We start from the raw sequence: 16,677 nt of genomic DNA on the forward strand, positions 1-16,677 counted from the left end.
TGAGAAGTCACGTCGCCCATAGTGCCACGGGCCCCCTCGATGCGTCTACTTGGGCTTACTTCGACTCATCCTGAGTGGAAGTCGGCCGGTTGGATTATTTCGCCTTCAAATCAGAGACAACAACCTGTGCAGAGGAGTCATTCCGAGGAGGCAGATTTCCGCTGCGCATATCGCGGCTCCATTTCACCGCCGCCAGGATCACCTTGATCCCCACCCCGATGACGATGAGGTTGAGCACCATCTGGACGCTGACCACGGCGCGGGAGGCATCGACAGCGGCGGTGATGTCACCGAACCCCACGGTCGCGAAGACCGAGAGGGTGAAGTAGAGCGAACTCATCCGGGACAGTTCTTCGTTGAACTGGTCCGGATTGTTGACCGACATCATGAAGTACCCGAGCGCGAAGGCCAGCAGGTAGATCGGCACGATTATCGCCAGGGCTTCGATCGCATGAACCACCGGGTAGGGCGATCGCAGTATCAGGCCGACCTGCCAGACCGCGGTGACCGTCGCGATGACCAGGAAGGCGATCACGATCGCCACAGCCGTCCAACCGTCGAACCGGTCCCAGGGAAACGCGAAGTAGGCGACGAGGTAGGCCACGACCGTGATCACCGACCGCACCAGCGCCCAGGCGAGCAGGGTCTTCGGCCATTCGGGTTTGGTGGCCTCGTGCTCGCCACCCTTACATGCGTCCACCCCAGGCGTGGCCGACCCGCCTGTGTCCGACTCGTCTGTGGTTGGCATGACATGACCCCTGTCGCGTGAAGTCGTCCTGAGTTTGTTGTGACCAGCGTGCCTGGGATGATCGGTTTACGATGGAAAACTTTCTGATTCCGCAGTCCAGCAGTGCCACACCGCTGGGGCTCTACATCCACGTGCCATTCTGTGCCACGCGCTGTGGGTACTGCGACTTCAACACCTACACCCCCGGCGAACTGGGCAGCGCCTCGTCGCCGGACCAGTGGATGACCGCGCTCGACGGAGAGCTGGAGATGGCCGCCCGGCAGCTGACTCCAGTGCGACCGGTCTCGACGATATTTGTCGGCGGCGGCACTCCGTCGCTCCTCGGTGCGCAGGGACTCGGACAGGTCTTGACGTCGGTGCGGAAGTACTTCGACATCGCCGAGGGCGCCGAGATCACCACCGAGTCCAACCCCGAGTCGACATCACCGGAGTTCTTCGCCGGCATCGCGGCGGCCGGATTCAATCGGGTGTCACTCGGAATGCAATCTGCGGCAAGCCATGTGCTCGCGGTCCTCGATCGCACCCACACCCCCGGCCGGGCGGTGACCGCTGCGCGGGAAGCGCGTGCGGCCGGGATCGAGCACGTCAATCTCGACCTGATCTACGGGACGCCGGGGGAGCGGGATGAGGATCTGGCGTTGTCGCTGGACGCAGTCCTGGAGGCAGGGGTCGATCACGTCTCGGCCTATGCGCTCATCGTCGAAGACGGGACGGCATTGGCCCGGCGGATTCGGCGGGGCGATCTGCCTGCTCCCGACGACGATGTGCTGGCCAGTCGGTACGAGATGATCGACGCCCGGCTCACCGCGGCGGGGATGCGCTGGTACGAGGTGTCGAACTGGGCCCGACCCGATGTGGCGGGCGCCGAGTGTCGTCACAATCTCGGTTATTGGGACAGCGCGGACTGGTGGGGTGCCGGGCCCGGTGCGCATTCGCACGTGGCCGGGGTCCGCTGGTGGAATCACAAGCATCCGGCCAGGTACGCGGCCGCGGTGGCCGCCGGCGACCTACCGGTGGCAGGCAGTGAGGAACTGACCGCCACCGATCAGCACACGGAGACGGTGATGCTGACCGTTCGGCGATCGAGTGGCCTGCCGTGGACAGAACTGGACGCCGATGAGCAGTCGCGGGCTCGTCAGACGATCAGCGACGGACTCACCGAGTTGGTCGGCGATGACCTGGTTCTGACCAACCGTGGTCGGCTACTGGCGGACGGCGTCGTCCGAAACCTGTTGGCGGGGTAGGTAGATCATTCGTGCTGTCGATGTTCTCCGGATTGGCCGAGGCGGCGGAGAGATGGTCGAGGTCGAGAAGCCGGGCGTGGATGACGTTCCGGTTCCGGAGCGCTGACCGCACGGCCCGGTGCAGTCCGTCCTCGAGGTAGATCTCGCCGTGCCACTGCACGGCGTGGGCGAACAGGTCGCCGTAGAAGGTCGAATCCTCGGACAACAGCTTGTCCAGGGCGAGCACGGTGGTGACGGTGGTCAGTTGGTCGAGCCGGAGCTGCCGCGGTGGGATCTTGGCCCAATCGCGGATCGACAGCTGATGATCCGGATACGGTTTGCCGTCGCGGACGCCCTTGAAAATCACCGGTTCACCGTAACCGGTATTGCTCGCCGTAGACTGGTCAAATGCCGTGAGGGCGAATACGTCCCTCGTGGAGCACGCAATCGCCAACGTGAGGGCTGGAGGTGACCGCTCGTGTCGAGCACTGACGACCGTCGTTTCGAGGTTCTGCGCGCGATCGTGACCGACTACGTCGCCACGCAGGAGCCGATCGGGTCCAAGGCATTGGTCGATCGTCACCATCTCGGTGTGTCGAGTGCCACAGTCCGGAACGACATGGCGGTTCTCGAGGCCGAGGGTTACATCACGCAGCCGCACACGAGTTCGGGGCGAGTGCCAACCGACAAGGGCTACCGGTTGTTCGTCGACCGGATCAGCGAGGTCAAGCCGATCTCGAAGATCGAGCGCCGCGCGATCCTGAGCTTCCTCGATTCCGGCGTCGATCTCGATGACGTGCTGCGGCGTTCGGTGCAATTGTTGGCGCAGCTGACCCGCCAGGTGGCGGTGATCCAGTATCCGGTGCTCTCGTCGTCGGCGGTACGCCATCTCGAAGTGGTCTCGCTGACACCGTCCCGGCTGTTGCTGGTGGTGATCACCGACACCGGACGGGTGGAACAGCGCATCGTCGATCTCGGTGATGACCTGGGTGACCGCGACATCGCCCAGCTGCGGGACATGTTCTCGGCGGCCCTGAACGGACAGCGACTCGATGTCGCCTCGCATGCAGTGGCCGAACTGGCCAACCAGGCGCCCGAAGATCTCCGTCAGCCGTTCATCCGGGTGGCCACGGTGCTGGTCGAGACCCTGGTGGAACGGTCCGCCGACCGATTGGTGCTCGGTGGCACATCGAACCTCGCCCGTGCCGCCGCGGACTTCGCGCCGATGGCAGGCGCGATGGGTTCGGTGCTCGAGGCACTGGAGGAGCAGGTGGTGGTCCTCAAACTGCTGGCCGCCACCCAGAACACCGGAACCGTGACGGTTCAGATCGGTGAGGAGACCCGCGAGGAGAACCTGAGGGGTACGGCAGTGGTTTCGACCGGGTACGGTGCCTCGGGAACAGTGTTCGGTGGGCTCGGGGTCCTGGGCCCGACTCGGATGGACTACCCGGGAACAATTGCCTCGGTCGCGGCCGTTGCCAGATATGTCGGTGAGGTTCTCGCCGACCGATGACGTGCAACGAAGCACATTGACCAATAAACAGAGATATTCCGGACACCGGTTGGGTGAACTTCCGGAACTGAAGAGAGAACGGATAACGCATCGCCGTGGCACGTGATTACTACGGGATTCTGGGCGTCGAACGGGGCGCCACTGATCAGGAGATCAAGCGCGCGTACCGCAAATTGGCACGCGAGCTGCACCCCGACGTCAATCCCGACGAGTCCGCCCAAGCCCGATTCCAGGATATTTCGGCCGCCTACGAGGTGCTGACGGATCCGGAGAAGCGCCGCATCGTCGACGCCGGTGGTGACCCGCTGGCATCGGCCGGTGCCGGTGGCTACGGCGGTTTCGGCAACGGTGGCTTCAGCGGTGGCCTCGGCGACGTGTTCGAGGCGTTCTTCGGCAACGCCGGCGGCGGTTCCGGGCGTGGGCCACGTGGACGAGTGCAGGCCGGGTCGGATGCGTTGCTGCGGATGAAGCTGGACCTCGACGAGTGTGCGGCCGGGGTCAGCAAAGAGGTCAACGTCGACACGGCCGTGCTGTGTGACGTGTGTACCGGATCGGGTACCAACGGCGACAGCAAGCCGGTCACCTGTGCGACCTGTCAGGGTGCCGGTGAGATCCAGTCGGTCCAGCGCTCGTTCCTCGGCCAGGTCATGACGTCGCGACCATGCCCCACCTGCAACGGTGCCGGTGAGACCATTCCCGACCCCTGCCACAAGTGCGGCGGCGACGGACGTGTCCGGGCCCGGCGCAAGCTGACGGTCAAGATCCCGGCCGGTGTCGGCGACGGGATGCGTGTGCGCCTGGTGGGCCAGGGTGAGGTCGGACCGGGTGGCGGACCTGCCGGTGACCTGTACGTCGAGGTTGTCGAAGTACCGCACAGCGTGTTCGTCCGCGACGGCGACGACCTGCACTGCACCGTGCGGGTGCCGATGGTCGACGCGGCACTTGGCGGCGAACTGGACATCGACACGGTCCTGGGTGGATCCACCAAGGTGACCATCGAACCGGGCACGCAGCCCGGCCAGGTCGCGAAGGTTCGCGGACAGGGCATGCCCCATCTGCACACCGGCGTGCGCGGCACACTCCACGTGCATCTCGATGTCGTGGTACCCACACGCCTCGACGCGCAGCAGACCGCGAAACTCAAGGAATACCGCACGCTCTCGGAGAATGATCAGATCGAGCTGGTGAACAGCGAGTCGTCCAACACCGGTGGCCTGTTCTCGCGCCTGCGCAACGCATTCGCCGGGCGCTGACACCGCAGCGATGAGCCCACCGCTGTTCTGGGTCGACCATGTGCCGGACGCCGGCAACGACGTCCGGCTCGACGGAGACGAAGGACGGCATGCCGTCACCGTCACCAGAGTTGTTGTCGGCGAACGGATCATCCTCGGCGACGGCGCCGGGAGAACCGGGCTGTGCGAGGTGATCGCCACCGAGAGCAAGTCGGCGCTGCACGCCCGGGTCCTGGAATCCGTCACCACCCCGTCACCCGTACCCCGGGTGACGGTGGTGCAGGCGCTGCCCAAATCCGAACGGTCCGAGCTCGCCGTCGACCTCGCCACCGAGGCGGGCGCCGACGAGATCGTGCCCTGGCAGAGTGCCCGTTGCGTCGCCAAATGGGTTGGGCCGAAGGCCGACAAGGGTGTGGCCAAGTGGCGGTCGGCGGCGATTGCCGCCGCCAAGCAGAGTCGCCGGGCCCACATTCCGCACATCGCCCCGCTGGCCCGGACCAGTGACGTGCGATCGATGGCATCGGACGTGGTCGTGCGCGGGGGAGTGGTTGCGGTACTCCATGAATCGGCGACCACCAGCCTGCGTTCACTGGCGCTCGATGTTCCCGAGATCATGCTCGTGGTGGGTCCCGAAGGTGGACTTGATGATTCCGAGATCGATGACCTGACGGCCGTCGGCGCGACCGCGGTGATGCTCGGCCCGGAGGTGTTGCGCACGTCGAGTGCGGCCGCGGTGGCACTCGGTGCAATCGGCGCGCTCACGCCGCGGTGGGAGGTACGTCCCCGGTGGTGAACACCGTCAAACGGGTGAAAGTTGCCTACGGGGAACGTAATTCGCAGTTCGGTCATGTCTACCTACCGCAGGTTCCAGTGGCTGGTCCGGTGCCGGTGATCGTGCTCATCCACGGCGGATTCTGGAGCACCGAGTTCGCGCTCACCATCGAGACCGCAGTCGCGCGTGATCTGGCCGTACGCGGTGCCGTGGTCTGGAACATCGAGTACCGCCGCGTCGGCGAAGACGGTGGCGGCTGGCCACGCACGGGCAACGACGTGATCGCCGCGATCTCCGCACTCGATGCACCGGTCCGTTACGCGCTGCCCGAGGAGATCCTGAGCAAGATCGACTGGTCGAAGGTCAGCGTGATCGGACACTCGGCGGGCGGTCAACTGGCCGTCTGGGCGGCCGCGCGACTCGGGGCCCGGACCAAGAAGTCGGCCATCTCCACCGTCATCGCCCAGGCCGCGCCCCTGGACCTACAGGCTCGGGAACGCACGTCCCGCCCGTCCCTGCGGGCCTTGTTGGGCGGCTCGATCACGGAGTTTCCGGCTCGGTACGCCGATGCCTCCCCGGTGGACCAGCCGGTTTTCCCGGCACACGTGGTGGCGATCCACGGAACCGAGGACACCGCGGTCCCGATCGAGGTCAGTCGCGACTACGTGCGTCGCGCGGGTGCGGCCGGTCAGTCGGCCGAGCTGATCGAGGTCGCAGGTGAGGGGCACGACGTGTTCGTCGATCCGCGGAGCCGGGGGCATCGAGAAACGGTCCGGGTTCTCGGGATATGAGGGCCTTGACAACGCGAGACGAGGGTCTTGACAGGGCGCGAAATATTGATGTGAATCGCGGCGTTTGATGGACGTAGAATCAAAGCACCGACAAATCTGGCAGAGCAGGAGAAATACTTTTCGTGAGTGATGACAACAGCGCGACCCGGGCGCGAAGCGGCGCGGCCGGAAGCAAGGCGCCTGGCGCGGTGATCTCGACAATCGAAGTGTCGCCCGATGTCATCTTCGGACTGCTCGGTGCCGGGGACCAGAATCTCAAAGAACTCGAAACGCATCTCGCCGCAGACATCCATGTGCGCGGCAACACCGTCACACTGACCGGGGTGCCTGCCGACATCGCACTCGCCGAGCGGGTCCTTTCGGAATTGGTGTCGGTGGTCCGCCGCGGCACCCAGTTGAACCCTGACCTGGTCCGGCACAGCGTGCGCATGCTGACCGACGGTTCCGGACAATCGCCCGCCGAGGTCCTGAGCCTGGACATCATCTCCCGCCGGGGCAAGACGATCCGCCCGAAAACGCTCAACCAGAAGCACTATGTCGACGCCATCGACAAGAACACGATCGTGTTCGGGATGGGGCCTGCCGGTACCGGCAAGACCTACCTCGCGATGGCCAAGGCCGTGCAGTCGTTGCAGAACAAAGAGGTCAGCCGCATCATCCTGACCCGTCCGGCGGTCGAGGCAGGCGAGCGGCTGGGGTTCTTGCCCGGCACGTTGCACGAGAAGATCGACCCGTACCTGCGTCCGCTGCATGATGCGTTGCACGACATGATGGACCCGGAGGCCATCCCCAAGCTGATGGAAGCCGGTGTCATCGAGGTCGCGCCGCTGGCATACATGCGTGGCCGCACCCTGAACGACGCCTTCATCATTCTCGACGAGGCCCAGAACACCACGGCCGAGCAGATGAAGATGTTCCTGACCCGCCTCGGGTTCGGGTCCAAGATCGTGGTGACCGGCGACGGTACGCAGGTCGACCTCCCGTCCGGTGGATCCGAGAGCGGACTGCGTGCGGCCGCCCGCATCCTCGAAGGCATCGAGGACATCCACTTCTCGCACATGACCAGTGCCGATGTGGTCCGGCACCGCCTGGTGTCCGACATCGTCGACGCGTACGGGCGCGCCGAGGCCGCCAACGAGTTGCACGGAAACCGCGCCCAGCGCCGTGCCGGAAATGGGCGACACCGATGAGGATCCCGGCTTTGAGTTTGTCAGTTAACGCGAGGAGACGGCGCCTGAGTGCCCCCGGCGACGCCAGGAGGCGGGCATGAGTATCGAGGTGGCCAACGAGTCCGGTATCGAGGTGCCGGAGGAGATGCTGATCGACGTTGCGACCTTCGCACTCGGCCGCATGGACGTGCATCCGGCAGCGGAGCTGTCGATGGTATTGGTGGACAACGAAACGATGGCAGAACTGCACATGCGGTGGATGGATCTGCCCGGACCCACCGACGTGATGAGTTTTCCGATGGACGAACTCAGTCCAGGTGGACGGCCCGATACGGCCGGACCCGGTCCGTCGATGCTCGGCGACATCGTGCTCTGCCCGGAGTTCGCGGCCGAGCAGGCCGCCACCGCGCGGCACTCCACCGATCATGAATTGTCGGTGCTGACCGTGCACGGCGTGCTGCATCTCCTCGGTTTCGATCATGCCGAGCCCGAGGAAGAGAAGTTGATGTTCGGACTCCAGGGTCAGATCATCGAAGAGTGGTACGACGACCGCCGGTCTCGTGCGCGCGCCGCCCGTGTTGCCGAGCGTGACGCAAAGCTGTTGAACAACATCGGGTTCGGAGAAGACAAACCGGCTGGGGAGAGCTGATCACCGGTGCTTTCTGACTTGTTGCCGCTGCTTGCTGCGGTGGCGCTGGTACCCATAGGCGGCCTTTTTGCCGCCGTCGACAATGCTCTGATGACGGTCTCCCCAGCGCGGGTGGACGACCTGGTCAAGGACGGCCGCCCCGGCGCCCGACGGTTGCGCGATGTGCTGTCCGCTCGACCGAAGTACGTCGCACTGACCGTGCTGCTGCGTATCACGGCCGAGACCGCGGCCACGGTGGCCGCGGCCGTCTACGCGATGGACAAGCTGGGAACCGCCTGGGGTGTCGTGGTCGCCGTTGCGGGCATGGCGGTGATCAATTACGTCGTGATCGGTGTCGGGCCGCGGACCCTCGGTGCGCAGCATGCCTATTCGATCGCGGTGAACTCGGCGGCAGTGTTGCAGGCCATCGGCGTGCTCCTGACCCCGCTGACCAGACTTCTCATCACGCTCGGTAACGCCATCACGCCAGGCAAGGGTTTCCGCAACGGCCCGTTCGCGACCGAGGTCGAATTGCGTGAGGTCGTCGACATGGCCGAACTCACCGGTGTGGTCGCGGCCGGGGAACGCAAGATGATCCAGTCGGTTTTCGACCTCGGCGACACCAGCGCTCGTGAGGTGATGGTCCCGCGCGGTGAGATGGTGTGGATCGAATCCACCAAATCTGCTGCGCAGGCGATCTCGCTGGCCGTGCGCTCGGGTCACTCCCGCCTACCGGTGATCGGTGAGAGCCCGGACGACGTACTCGGTGTCGTATACCTCAAAGACCTTGTTCAGCGCCTGCTTCCGCCTGCGCAGCCGTCTGCTGTCGAGGTGCGGGAGTTGATGCGTCCGCCGGAGTTCATCCCCGATTCCAAGCCACTCGACAAGGTCCTCGCCGACATGCAGCGCAGCCACAACCACATGGCGGTGCTGGTCGATGAATACGGCGGCGTCGCCGGTCTGCTGACCATCGAGGATGTGCTCGAAGAGATCGTCGGTGAGATCAACGACGAATACGACAGCGATGAGGTGCCGCCCATCGAGCCGCTCGACGACGGGTCCGGCGGTTACCGGGTGTCGTCGCGACTGCCGGTCCAGGACCTCGCGGAGCTACTCGATGTCGAGATCGACGAGGACGACGTCGAAACCGTCGGTGGTCTGTTCGGGCTCGTGCTCGGCCGGGTGCCGCTGCCCGGTGCGACGGTCGAATTGCATGGCCTGCGGCTTGTCGCCGAAGGCGGACCCAACCGGCAGGGGCGCGTTCGCATCGTGTCCGTGGTGGTCCACAAGATCCCCGAAAAAGAACTCGAAAAAAAGAAGAAGCGCAAGAAGAAGCGGGACAGCGCACCGGATTCTGACGAGTCCGACATGAACCAGGTCGAGCAGGCCGACAACTCGCCGGACACCGCAGACCGTGCCGATCGGCACGAGGAGGCCTCATGACGACTGAACCGGTCGAATCCGAACTCGATGCCGAAGACAACAAGCTGCTGATCCTGGCCCGCGGTGCGATGGCCCGGGTCGGTGCGACCTCCGGGGCCGCAGTCCGCGACTCCGACGGACGAACCTATGCGGCCGGACCGGTTGAACTTGCCGCACTACAACTCTCGGCGCTCCAGGTGGCCATCGCGATGGCGCTCGCCAGCGGTGCAGAAGGACTCGAAGCGGGGCTGCTTGTCGGTGGTCCCGCGACTACCGGGGGTCGTGCAGACACGGACCCCGGACTGGCGGCGCTGACTGAGGTGAGCTCGTCGGCGTACGCGATCGTCGCGGACGCAGGAGGCGGGAACCCGCGTCGATTGGATCAACGATGACAGCTCAGTCCGAAGATTTCCGTTCCGGTTTCGTGTGTTTTGTCGGCCGACCCAACACCGGCAAGTCGACGTTGACGAATGCTCTGGTCGGCGAGAAGATCGCAATCACCTCCAGTCGTCCGCAGACCACCCGCCACACCATCCGCGGCATCGTCAATCGTGATGACGCACAACTGATCCTGGTGGACACCCCTGGCCTGCACCGGCCGCGGACACTGCTCGGCAAGCGTTTGAACGATCTGGTGCGCGACACCTACTCCGAAGTCGACGCGATCGGTTTCTGCGTCCCGGCCGACGAGAAGATCGGGCCCGGCGACCGGTGGATCGCGGAGCAACTGCGGGAGATGGCACCCAAGACACCCGTGGTCGGTCTGGTCACCAAGATCGACAAGGTCAAGCCCGAACGCGTTGCGCAGCAGCTGATGGCATTGTCGGAGCTCCTCGGACCCGACAGCGAGATCATTCCTGTCTCCGCCACCAAGGGCAAACAACTCGACGTACTCATCGATGTCCTGCGTGGGCTGATGGAGCCCGGTCCGGCGTTCTATCCGGACGGTGAACTCACCGACGAACCCGAGACCGTGCTGATGGCCGAATTCATCAGGGAGGCGGCGCTCGAAGGCGTTCACGACGAATTGCCGCACTCGCTGGCCGTGGTGATCGAGGAGATCGTCGAACGCGAACGCCGCGACGATCAGATCCCGATGGTCGACGTGCACGCCATCCTGTACGTCGAGCGGAGCAGCCAAAAAGGCATCATCATCGGGAAACAGGGTGCCCGCCTCAAGGAGGTCGGCACAGTGGCCCGAAAGCAGATCGAAAAGATGCTCGGCGCCAAGGTCTACCTCGATCTCCACGTGAAGATCGCGAAGGACTGGCAGCGGGATCCCAAACAAATGGGGCGCCTCGGCTTCTGACCGGTCGGCGATTCGCGGCCACGACTCGGTGCCGGCGGGGTTGAATTGGCGGTATGACAGAACCCGGACAGCCGGAAGGCAAACACGAACGTCCGCCAGGGTCGCTCGAACCCAGCCTTGCGGCGGAGTTGCGGTCGTGGAAGCTGTGGACCTTTCCGGTAGCTGTTGTGGTGCTGGTGATGGGCCTGCTCGGGTTCATGTACATGGCGCCGGTGGTCAATCCGGAAAAGTATCTCGACGACTTTCCGATCGTGGTGGTCGACGCCGACACCGGGGCCTTGCAACCCGGCACCACCGATGAGATGCAATATCTGGGCAAAGAGCTGATCGACGGCCTCAAGGCCGGTGTCGACGAGCAGTATCCGGGCAAGTTCGATCTACAGGTCGTCGACCGGCAGACCGCGCTTGATCGGCTCGACAATGCACAGGCGTATGGAGCGATAGTCGTCCCTGCCGACTTCAGTTCGGCCAGCTTTGCGTTTCTCGGTTCGGCGATCGGCGACACCGAGGTCCCGCAGCCCGTGATCGAGGTGCTGACGAACCCGGGAGCGGGTGCGTTCACCGTGCAGATCGCCACGTTGTTCTTCAATCAGGCGATGGAGCAGGTGAACACCCAGTTCGGCGAGAGGTTGACGGCTGCACTCGTCGAACAGACCGATGCGGCAGGCGTCAAGGTCACCGGCGCCAGCCTGACCGCCATCAGCAAACCGATCGACATCAAGGCCTCGGAGGCGAACCCGCTTCCGGACTCCGCAGGCAGAGGTCTGACTGCTTTCTACCTCGGGTTGCTGCTGATCCTGGCCGGATTCACCGGAACGATGATCGTCTCCGCCATCGTCGACGGCAGACTCGGGTTCGCGCCGCTCGAGATTGGTCCGATCTACCGATTGCGCGAACGCTTACCGTCCTCGCGGCTGGGGACGATGGTGATCAAATGGTGGGCGATGTTCCTCGTCGCGATCATCGTTTCGGGGTTTTACGTGCTGATCTGTGAGTGGGTGGGTATGTACACACCCAACAAGATGGCGCTGTGGATGTTCGGGGTTCTGGTGATCACCGGCATCGGTGTCGTCGCCAATGCGATCCTGGCGATTTTCGGTAACGCCGGCCTGATCATCAATCTGGTCTACTTCGTCATCCTCGGCATACCTTCTTCAGGTGGCACGGTGCCGTTGGAGGCGGTGCCAGGGTTCGTCCGCGGGTTGGCCGTGGTCGAACCGTTGCACCAGGCGTTCATGGGTTTGCGTTCCATCCTGTACTTCGATGCGAATGTCGACGCCGGCCTGTTCGACGCCGTTGTGATGTTCGTGATCTTCACCGTGGTCGGACTGATCATCGGGCCGATCGCCTGCATCCTGTACGACCGCAAGGGCCTGATCCGTCGACCACCTGAGCCGGTCGATCACCCGGGAGTCCACGAAGCAGTGTGATCAGAAATCCGGGGCAGGCATGTCGCGGTGCGGTTGGTCGGTGGGGAGTGGAAGACTGATCTGGTGAGGTTGTATCGCGATGAGGCCGTTGTCCTCCGCCAGCACAAGCTGGGGGAGGCCGACCGAATCATCACGTTGCTGACCAAGGAACACGGGTTGGTCCGTGCGGTTGCCAAAGGGGTACGGCGCACCCGGTCGAAGTTCGGTGCCCGGCTCGAACCGTTTGCGCATGTCGATCTGCTGCTGCACCCGGGCCGCAACCTCGACATCATCACCCAGGTCTACAGCCTCGATACCTTCGCCTCGGCCATCGTCTCCGATTACGGTCGCTACACAACGGCCTGCGCCGTCCTCGAAACCGCTGAACGGCTCGCCGGTGAAGAGCGGGCCCCGGCCGACCGCCTGCAACGACTGACGGTGGGTGCACTCCGGGCGATCGCGGCAGGGGAGCGTCCCAAGGAATTCGTACTGGATGCGTTCTTGCTGCGGGCCATGGATTTCGCGGGATGGATGCCGGCGCTGGAACATTGCGCTCGCTGCGGAGACGCCGGACCACACCGTGCTTTTCACGTCGCCGCCGGTGGTTCGGTGTGTGTGCACTGTCGTCCGGCCGGGTCTGCGACGCCCTCACCCGGCGTCCTCGATCTGATGGACGCGCTCTACCGTGGCCAATGGGAACACACCACCGAGGTGACCGACTCTGCTCGGCGGCAGGCCAGTGGATTGACCGCGGCGCACCTGCAGTGGCATCTGGAACGACAGCTACGCACGTTGCCGCTGATCGAGCGCGAGGCCCCTCATCGCGGTCTGGCGGCCGCCGGTGCGAATGCCGATACCGGCAGGAAGGACACAAGTGATCGCGCGACGGCGCAACACAGCACAGCAGGCTGAACCGGCAAAAGAGGTTCGGCCACCGGATCCGCATCCGTCCGGAGCCCGCCCGCCGGCGATTCCAGCGCAGTTCGTACCCAAGCATGTTGCTCTGGTGATGGACGGCAACGGGCGGTGGGCCACAGATCGGGGCCTGCCCCGCACCGAAGGTCACAAGCGCGGCGAGGCCGTCTTGATGGACACCGTCTGCGGCTGCATCGAGATGGGTGTCGGCTGGCTGTCGGCGTATGCGTTCTCCACCGAGAACTGGAGTCGCAGCCCGGACGAGGTGAAGTTCCTGATGGGCTTCAACCGCGATGTCATCCGTCGTCGTCGCGACGAGATGAACGAGATGGGTGTGCGGGTCCGGTGGGCCGGTCGTCGACCACGGTTGTGGCGCAGCGTCATCCGCGAACTGGAGGTCGCCGAGGAGCTGACCAAGGACAACACCGTCATGACGTTGACGATGTGCGTCAACTACGGTGGCCGGGCCGAGATCGCGGACGCGGCCAAAGAGATCGCTCGTCGTGCCGCCGCCGGGACACTCGACCCCGAACGCATCACCGAAGCGTCCTTCGCCAAGTATCTCGACGAGCCGGACATGCCCGATGTGGACCTGTTCCTGCGTCCGTCGGGAGAACAGCGGATCTCCAACTTTCTGCTCTGGCAATCGGCCTACGCCGAAATGGTGTACCAGCACAAGCTCTTTCCCGACTTCGACCGCCGCGACCTCTGGGACGCCTGCGTGGAGTACGCGAGCCGAGACCGGCGTTTCGGCGGGGTTCCGGGGTCCACCGGTGCCTGAGGACACCGGGGAGGCCGGCCTCATCGAACGGACCGCACGGCTGTTGGCCCCGGAGATGTCGGTGCAACGCGGCGAGGACGACTCGCTGACCGTCTACCACCAGGGGACGGTCGTCTCGATGAGGGCGCTCGCGCTGGCGCCGGGGCTCGATGTGCTGTCGCTGACGCAGGTGCTGGCGTGGGATCTACCGGTCACCGAACAGTTGCGCACCGACGTGGAAGCCGCCTCCGGTGCCTCCAACTTCGGCACCGTCAAACTTGCGGTCCACGAGGTGACCGCAGATGTGCTGCTGCACTACACGTTTCCGGCCGGAACATTGAACGACGACGCGTTGCGAACCATGCTGCTGATGGTGCTCGGAACCGGCGCGGACGTCGGCGTCACCATCCGCGGCTGACCCGTCACCGTCGAGCGGGCCGAATTCACGAGCAGGATTGGCAGCGACCGAAGATCTCGACGGTGTGGCTGATGTCGGTGAAGCCGTGTTGCGCGGCGACGTCGGTGGCCCACTGCTCCACGCTGTCGGCCTGGATCTCGACCGTGCTGCCACATTCGCGGCAGACGAGGTGATGGTGATGATGCGCGGACGAGCAGAACCGATAGACCGATTCGCCGTTGTCGGTACGTAGGACGTCGACCTGGCCGGCGTCGGCCAGCGCCTGCAGGTTCCGGTAGACCGTGGTGAGCCCGATCGACTGGCCGGCTGCCTTGAGTTGGTCATGCAGATACTGAGCCGAGCGGAACTCTTCGCTGCCGGAGAGGAGTTCGGCAATCGCGCTGCGCTGTCGGGTGGAGCGGACACCGGTGACCGGTCGCTGTTCGGTACCCGAACTCATGAATCGCTCTCCTCGGTCGCGTGTGCGATGGCATCGGTGACGATGTGTGCAAGATGGTCGTCGACCAGGGAGTAGACGACCTCGCGCCCAGAGCGTTCACCGTGCACCACACCTGCCGATTTGAGCACTCGCAGATGCTGGCTGATCAGTGGTTGGGGTACCGCCAGTGTTCCGACCAATTCGTGGACGCACCGGCCACCGCCGAGTAGTTGCAGCACGATGGCGATCCGGACCGGGGCGGACAGTGCCCGCAATAGTTCTCCGGCAGCGTCCAGCGCCTTCTTGTCGACGGCGGTGGGAGCCGGGGTTGCGTGCTGACTTGTCACAGGGCACTTCCGTTGCGGCGGGGGGATCGAGCGGCTGTTGGAAACCATTTTCATATGCGTGAGCGGCCATGTCAAACAAGCACATCCTGACGCGGGTTCGTCCGCCCGATGGGGCGGGCGCCCGCCGCGCGTCAGGTGCCCCGCGCCGCCCGATAGGCTGTGATCCGTGGCAGGCAAAACCAATCTCGTGGAAACCGTAGTCAACCTCTGTAAACGCCGGGGGTTGGTGTATCCGTGTGGAGAGATCTACGGCGGCACCAAATCGGCGTGGGACTACGGGCCCCTGGGTGTTGAACTCAAGGACAACATCAAGAAGCAGTGGTGGCGCAACATGGTCACCTCCCGCGACGACGTCGTCGGGCTCGATTCGTCGGTGATCCTCCCGCGCAAGGTGTGGGAAGCGTCCGGACACGTCGAGACGTTCAGCGATCCGCTGGTCGAGTCGCTGCACACGCACAAGCGCTACCGCGCCGATCACCTGATCGAGGCGTACGAGAACAAGCACGGACATCTGCCGCCCAACGGCCTGGCGGACATCAACGATCCGGAGACCGGTCAGCCCGGTGCGTGGACCGAACCCCGCGCATTCTCCGGTTTGATGAAGACGTACCTCGGACCTGTCGATGACGAGGCCGGGCTGCACTACCTGCGTCCCGAGACCGCTCAGGGCATCTTCATCAACTTCAAGAACGTGATGACGACCTCGCGCAAGAAGCCGCCGTTCGGCATCGGCCAGATCGGCAAGAGCTTCCGCAACGAGATCACACCCGGCAACTTCATCTTCCGCACGCGTGAGTTCGAGCAGATGGAGATGGAGTTCTTCGTCAAGCCGGGCGAGGACGAACAGTGGCATCAGTACTGGATCGATCACCGGCTCAAGTGGTACACCGATCTGGGTATCGATCCGGAGAACCTGCGTCTGTTCGACCACCCCAAGGAAAAGCTCTCGCACTACTCCAAGGGCACCGTCGACGTCGAATACCGATTCGGTTTTGCCGGTGGTGAGTGGGGCGAGCTCGAGGGCATCGCCAACCGCACCGACTTCGACCTCAGCACCCACATCAAGCACTCCGGCGAGGATCTGTCGTTCTTCGATCAGGCCACCGGCGAGCGCTACACGCCGTACGTGATCGAGCCGGCCGCCGGGCTGACGCGTTCGCTGATGGCGTTCCTGTGTGATGCCTACACCGAAGAGCAGGTGCCGAATGCCAAGGGCGGCACCGACACTCGAACGGTACTGAAGATCGACCGTCGGCTCGCGCCGGTCAAGGTCGCGGTGCTCCCGCTCTCACGTAACGAGCAGCTCTCGCCAAAGGCGAAGGCACTGGCCGCCGAGCTCCGTCAGAACTGGAACGTCGAGTTCGACGACGCCCAGGGCATCGGCAAGCGTTACCGCCGTCAGGACGAGATCGGTACGCCGTTCTGCGTCACGGTCGACTTCGACACACTCGACGATCAGGCGGTCACCGTGCGTGAGCGCGACACCATGACGCAGGAACGCATCGCCCTGGACAAGGTCGTCGACTACCTGGCAGTCCGGCTGATCGGCTGCTGAGACCGGCTTCGGCTGCTTATGATCGCCGAACGGCAACGAGCCTGAAAC

General features: G+C 64.4%; 19 protein-coding genes. 15 read left to right on the forward strand and 4 right to left on the reverse strand.

Annotation, left to right across the window (positions count from 1 at the left end):
- Positions 1-94: 94 nt before the first annotated feature.
- The gene (locus tag AC56PL_RS05605) at positions 95-748 is read right to left on the reverse strand and encodes a potassium channel family protein (RefSeq protein ID WP_497153211.1); all 654 of its coding nucleotides are present in this window, start codon (positions 746-748) and stop codon (positions 95-97) included.
- 71 nt (positions 749-819) lie between these two features.
- Here AC56PL_RS05605 and hemW point away from each other — a divergent pair, with 71 nt between their 5' ends.
- Positions 820-1,992 (forward strand): radical SAM family heme chaperone HemW, encoded by a 1,173-nt coding sequence (gene hemW / locus AC56PL_RS05610; protein WP_497153212.1) that lies wholly within the window; start codon positions 820-822, stop codon positions 1,990-1,992.
- Here hemW and AC56PL_RS05615 read toward each other — a convergent pair.
- A complete protein-coding gene (locus tag AC56PL_RS05615; RefSeq protein WP_495515371.1) occupies positions 1,904-2,338 on the reverse strand; it encodes a type II toxin-antitoxin system VapB family antitoxin in 435 nt (144 codons plus the stop codon). The two genes, hemW and AC56PL_RS05615, sit on opposite strands and share 89 nt — an antisense overlap.
- A 111-nt stretch (positions 2,339-2,449) precedes the next feature.
- On the opposite strand from AC56PL_RS05615, the gene hrcA reads away from it, so the two are divergent.
- The 13 genes from hrcA to AC56PL_RS05680 all read left to right on the forward strand — a co-directional run bounded on the left by hrcA (position 2,450) and on the right by AC56PL_RS05680 (position 14,309).
- Positions 2,450-3,484: a heat-inducible transcriptional repressor HrcA gene (hrcA, locus tag AC56PL_RS05620; protein WP_495515372.1), complete on the forward strand. Its 1,035-nt coding sequence runs from the start codon at positions 2,450-2,452 to the stop codon at positions 3,482-3,484.
- Between the two features lie 95 nt (positions 3,485-3,579).
- Positions 3,580-4,737: a molecular chaperone DnaJ gene (dnaJ, locus tag AC56PL_RS05625; RefSeq protein ID WP_495515373.1), complete on the forward strand. Its 1,158-nt coding sequence runs from the start codon at positions 3,580-3,582 to the stop codon at positions 4,735-4,737.
- Between the two features lie 10 nt (positions 4,738-4,747).
- Entirely contained in the window at positions 4,748-5,509 is a 762-nt protein-coding gene (locus AC56PL_RS05630; protein WP_495515374.1) for a 16S rRNA (uracil(1498)-N(3))-methyltransferase, read from the forward strand.
- Positions 5,503-6,279, forward strand: coding sequence for an alpha/beta hydrolase family protein (locus AC56PL_RS05635; RefSeq protein WP_497153213.1), 777 nt, complete (start codon positions 5,503-5,505; stop codon positions 6,277-6,279). Before AC56PL_RS05630 ends, AC56PL_RS05635 begins: the two co-directional genes overlap by 7 nt.
- Before the next feature lie 122 nt (positions 6,280-6,401).
- A complete protein-coding gene (locus AC56PL_RS05640) occupies positions 6,402-7,469 on the forward strand; it encodes a PhoH family protein (RefSeq protein ID WP_495515376.1) in 1,068 nt (355 codons plus the stop codon).
- 76 nt (positions 7,470-7,545) lie between these two features.
- On the forward strand, positions 7,546-8,097 hold the full coding sequence (gene ybeY / locus AC56PL_RS05645) for an rRNA maturation RNase YbeY (protein ID WP_495515377.1): 552 nt from the start codon (positions 7,546-7,548) through the stop codon (positions 8,095-8,097).
- 6 nt (positions 8,098-8,103) lie between these two features.
- Positions 8,104-9,519 carry a hemolysin family protein gene (locus AC56PL_RS05650; protein WP_497153214.1) on the forward strand — a complete coding sequence of 472 codons (1,416 nt, stop codon included), beginning with the start codon at positions 8,104-8,106 and terminating at the stop codon, positions 9,517-9,519.
- Entirely contained in the window at positions 9,516-9,890 is a 375-nt protein-coding gene (locus AC56PL_RS05655) for a cytidine deaminase-like protein (protein ID WP_495515379.1), read from the forward strand. The genes AC56PL_RS05650 and AC56PL_RS05655 overlap by 4 nt, the downstream gene beginning before the upstream one ends.
- Positions 9,887-10,807, forward strand: coding sequence for a GTPase Era (gene era, locus AC56PL_RS05660; RefSeq protein WP_495515380.1), 921 nt, complete (start codon positions 9,887-9,889; stop codon positions 10,805-10,807). The genes AC56PL_RS05655 and era overlap by 4 nt, the downstream gene beginning before the upstream one ends.
- Positions 10,808-10,860: 53 nt before the next feature.
- Positions 10,861-12,237 (forward strand): YhgE/Pip domain-containing protein, encoded by a 1,377-nt coding sequence (locus tag AC56PL_RS05665; protein ID WP_497153215.1) that lies wholly within the window; start codon positions 10,861-10,863, stop codon positions 12,235-12,237.
- A gap of 63 nt (positions 12,238-12,300) precedes the next feature.
- Positions 12,301-13,128, forward strand: a complete 828-nt coding sequence (gene recO, locus AC56PL_RS05670) for a DNA repair protein RecO (RefSeq protein ID WP_495515382.1) — start codon at positions 12,301-12,303, stop codon at positions 13,126-13,128.
- The gene (locus AC56PL_RS05675) at positions 13,091-13,912 is read left to right on the forward strand and encodes an isoprenyl transferase (RefSeq protein ID WP_497153216.1); all 822 of its coding nucleotides are present in this window, start codon (positions 13,091-13,093) and stop codon (positions 13,910-13,912) included. Before recO ends, AC56PL_RS05675 begins: the two co-directional genes overlap by 38 nt.
- Positions 13,905-14,309, forward strand: a complete 405-nt coding sequence (locus AC56PL_RS05680; RefSeq protein WP_495515384.1) for a hypothetical protein — start codon at positions 13,905-13,907, stop codon at positions 14,307-14,309. The genes AC56PL_RS05675 and AC56PL_RS05680 overlap by 8 nt, the downstream gene beginning before the upstream one ends.
- Before the next feature lie 25 nt (positions 14,310-14,334).
- Here the strand turns inward: AC56PL_RS05680 and AC56PL_RS05685 are convergent, their stop codons facing one another.
- Together AC56PL_RS05685 and AC56PL_RS05690 are read right to left on the reverse strand one after the other, a co-directional pair.
- On the reverse strand, positions 14,335-14,748 hold the full coding sequence (locus tag AC56PL_RS05685) for a Fur family transcriptional regulator (RefSeq protein WP_482134982.1): 414 nt from the start codon (positions 14,746-14,748) through the stop codon (positions 14,335-14,337).
- The gene (locus AC56PL_RS05690; protein ID WP_495515385.1) at positions 14,745-15,122 is read right to left on the reverse strand and encodes a metalloregulator ArsR/SmtB family transcription factor; all 378 of its coding nucleotides are present in this window, start codon (positions 15,120-15,122) and stop codon (positions 14,745-14,747) included. Before AC56PL_RS05690 ends, AC56PL_RS05685 begins: the two co-directional genes overlap by 4 nt.
- A 118-nt stretch (positions 15,123-15,240) precedes the next feature.
- Between AC56PL_RS05690 and AC56PL_RS05695 the strand changes: the two genes are divergently transcribed.
- Entirely contained in the window at positions 15,241-16,629 is a 1,389-nt protein-coding gene (locus AC56PL_RS05695; protein ID WP_495515386.1) for a glycine--tRNA ligase, read from the forward strand.
- Positions 16,630-16,677: the final 48 nt, after the last annotated feature.

It is taken from the genome of Williamsia sp. Y721 (assembly GCF_059683565.1).

Coding starts and splice junctions, on each gene's coding strand:
- AC56PL_RS05605 (WP_497153211.1), bottom strand. CDS start 748: ATGCCAACCACAGACGAGTCGGACACAGGCGGGTCGGCCACGCCTGGG.
- hemW (WP_497153212.1), top strand. CDS start 820: ATGGAAAACTTTCTGATTCCGCAGTCCAGCAGTGCCACACCGCTGGGG.
- AC56PL_RS05630 (WP_495515374.1), top strand. CDS start 4,748: ATGAGCCCACCGCTGTTCTGGGTCGACCATGTGCCGGACGCCGGCAAC.
- ybeY (WP_495515377.1), top strand. CDS start 7,546: ATGAGTATCGAGGTGGCCAACGAGTCCGGTATCGAGGTGCCGGAGGAG.
- AC56PL_RS05655 (WP_495515379.1), top strand. CDS start 9,516: ATGACGACTGAACCGGTCGAATCCGAACTCGATGCCGAAGACAACAAG.
- era (WP_495515380.1), top strand. CDS start 9,887: ATGACAGCTCAGTCCGAAGATTTCCGTTCCGGTTTCGTGTGTTTTGTC.
- AC56PL_RS05665 (WP_497153215.1), top strand. CDS start 10,861: ATGACAGAACCCGGACAGCCGGAAGGCAAACACGAACGTCCGCCAGGG.
- AC56PL_RS05685 (WP_482134982.1), bottom strand. CDS start 14,748: ATGAGTTCGGGTACCGAACAGCGACCGGTCACCGGTGTCCGCTCCACC.
- AC56PL_RS05690 (WP_495515385.1), bottom strand. CDS start 15,122: ATGGTTTCCAACAGCCGCTCGATCCCCCCGCCGCAACGGAAGTGCCCT.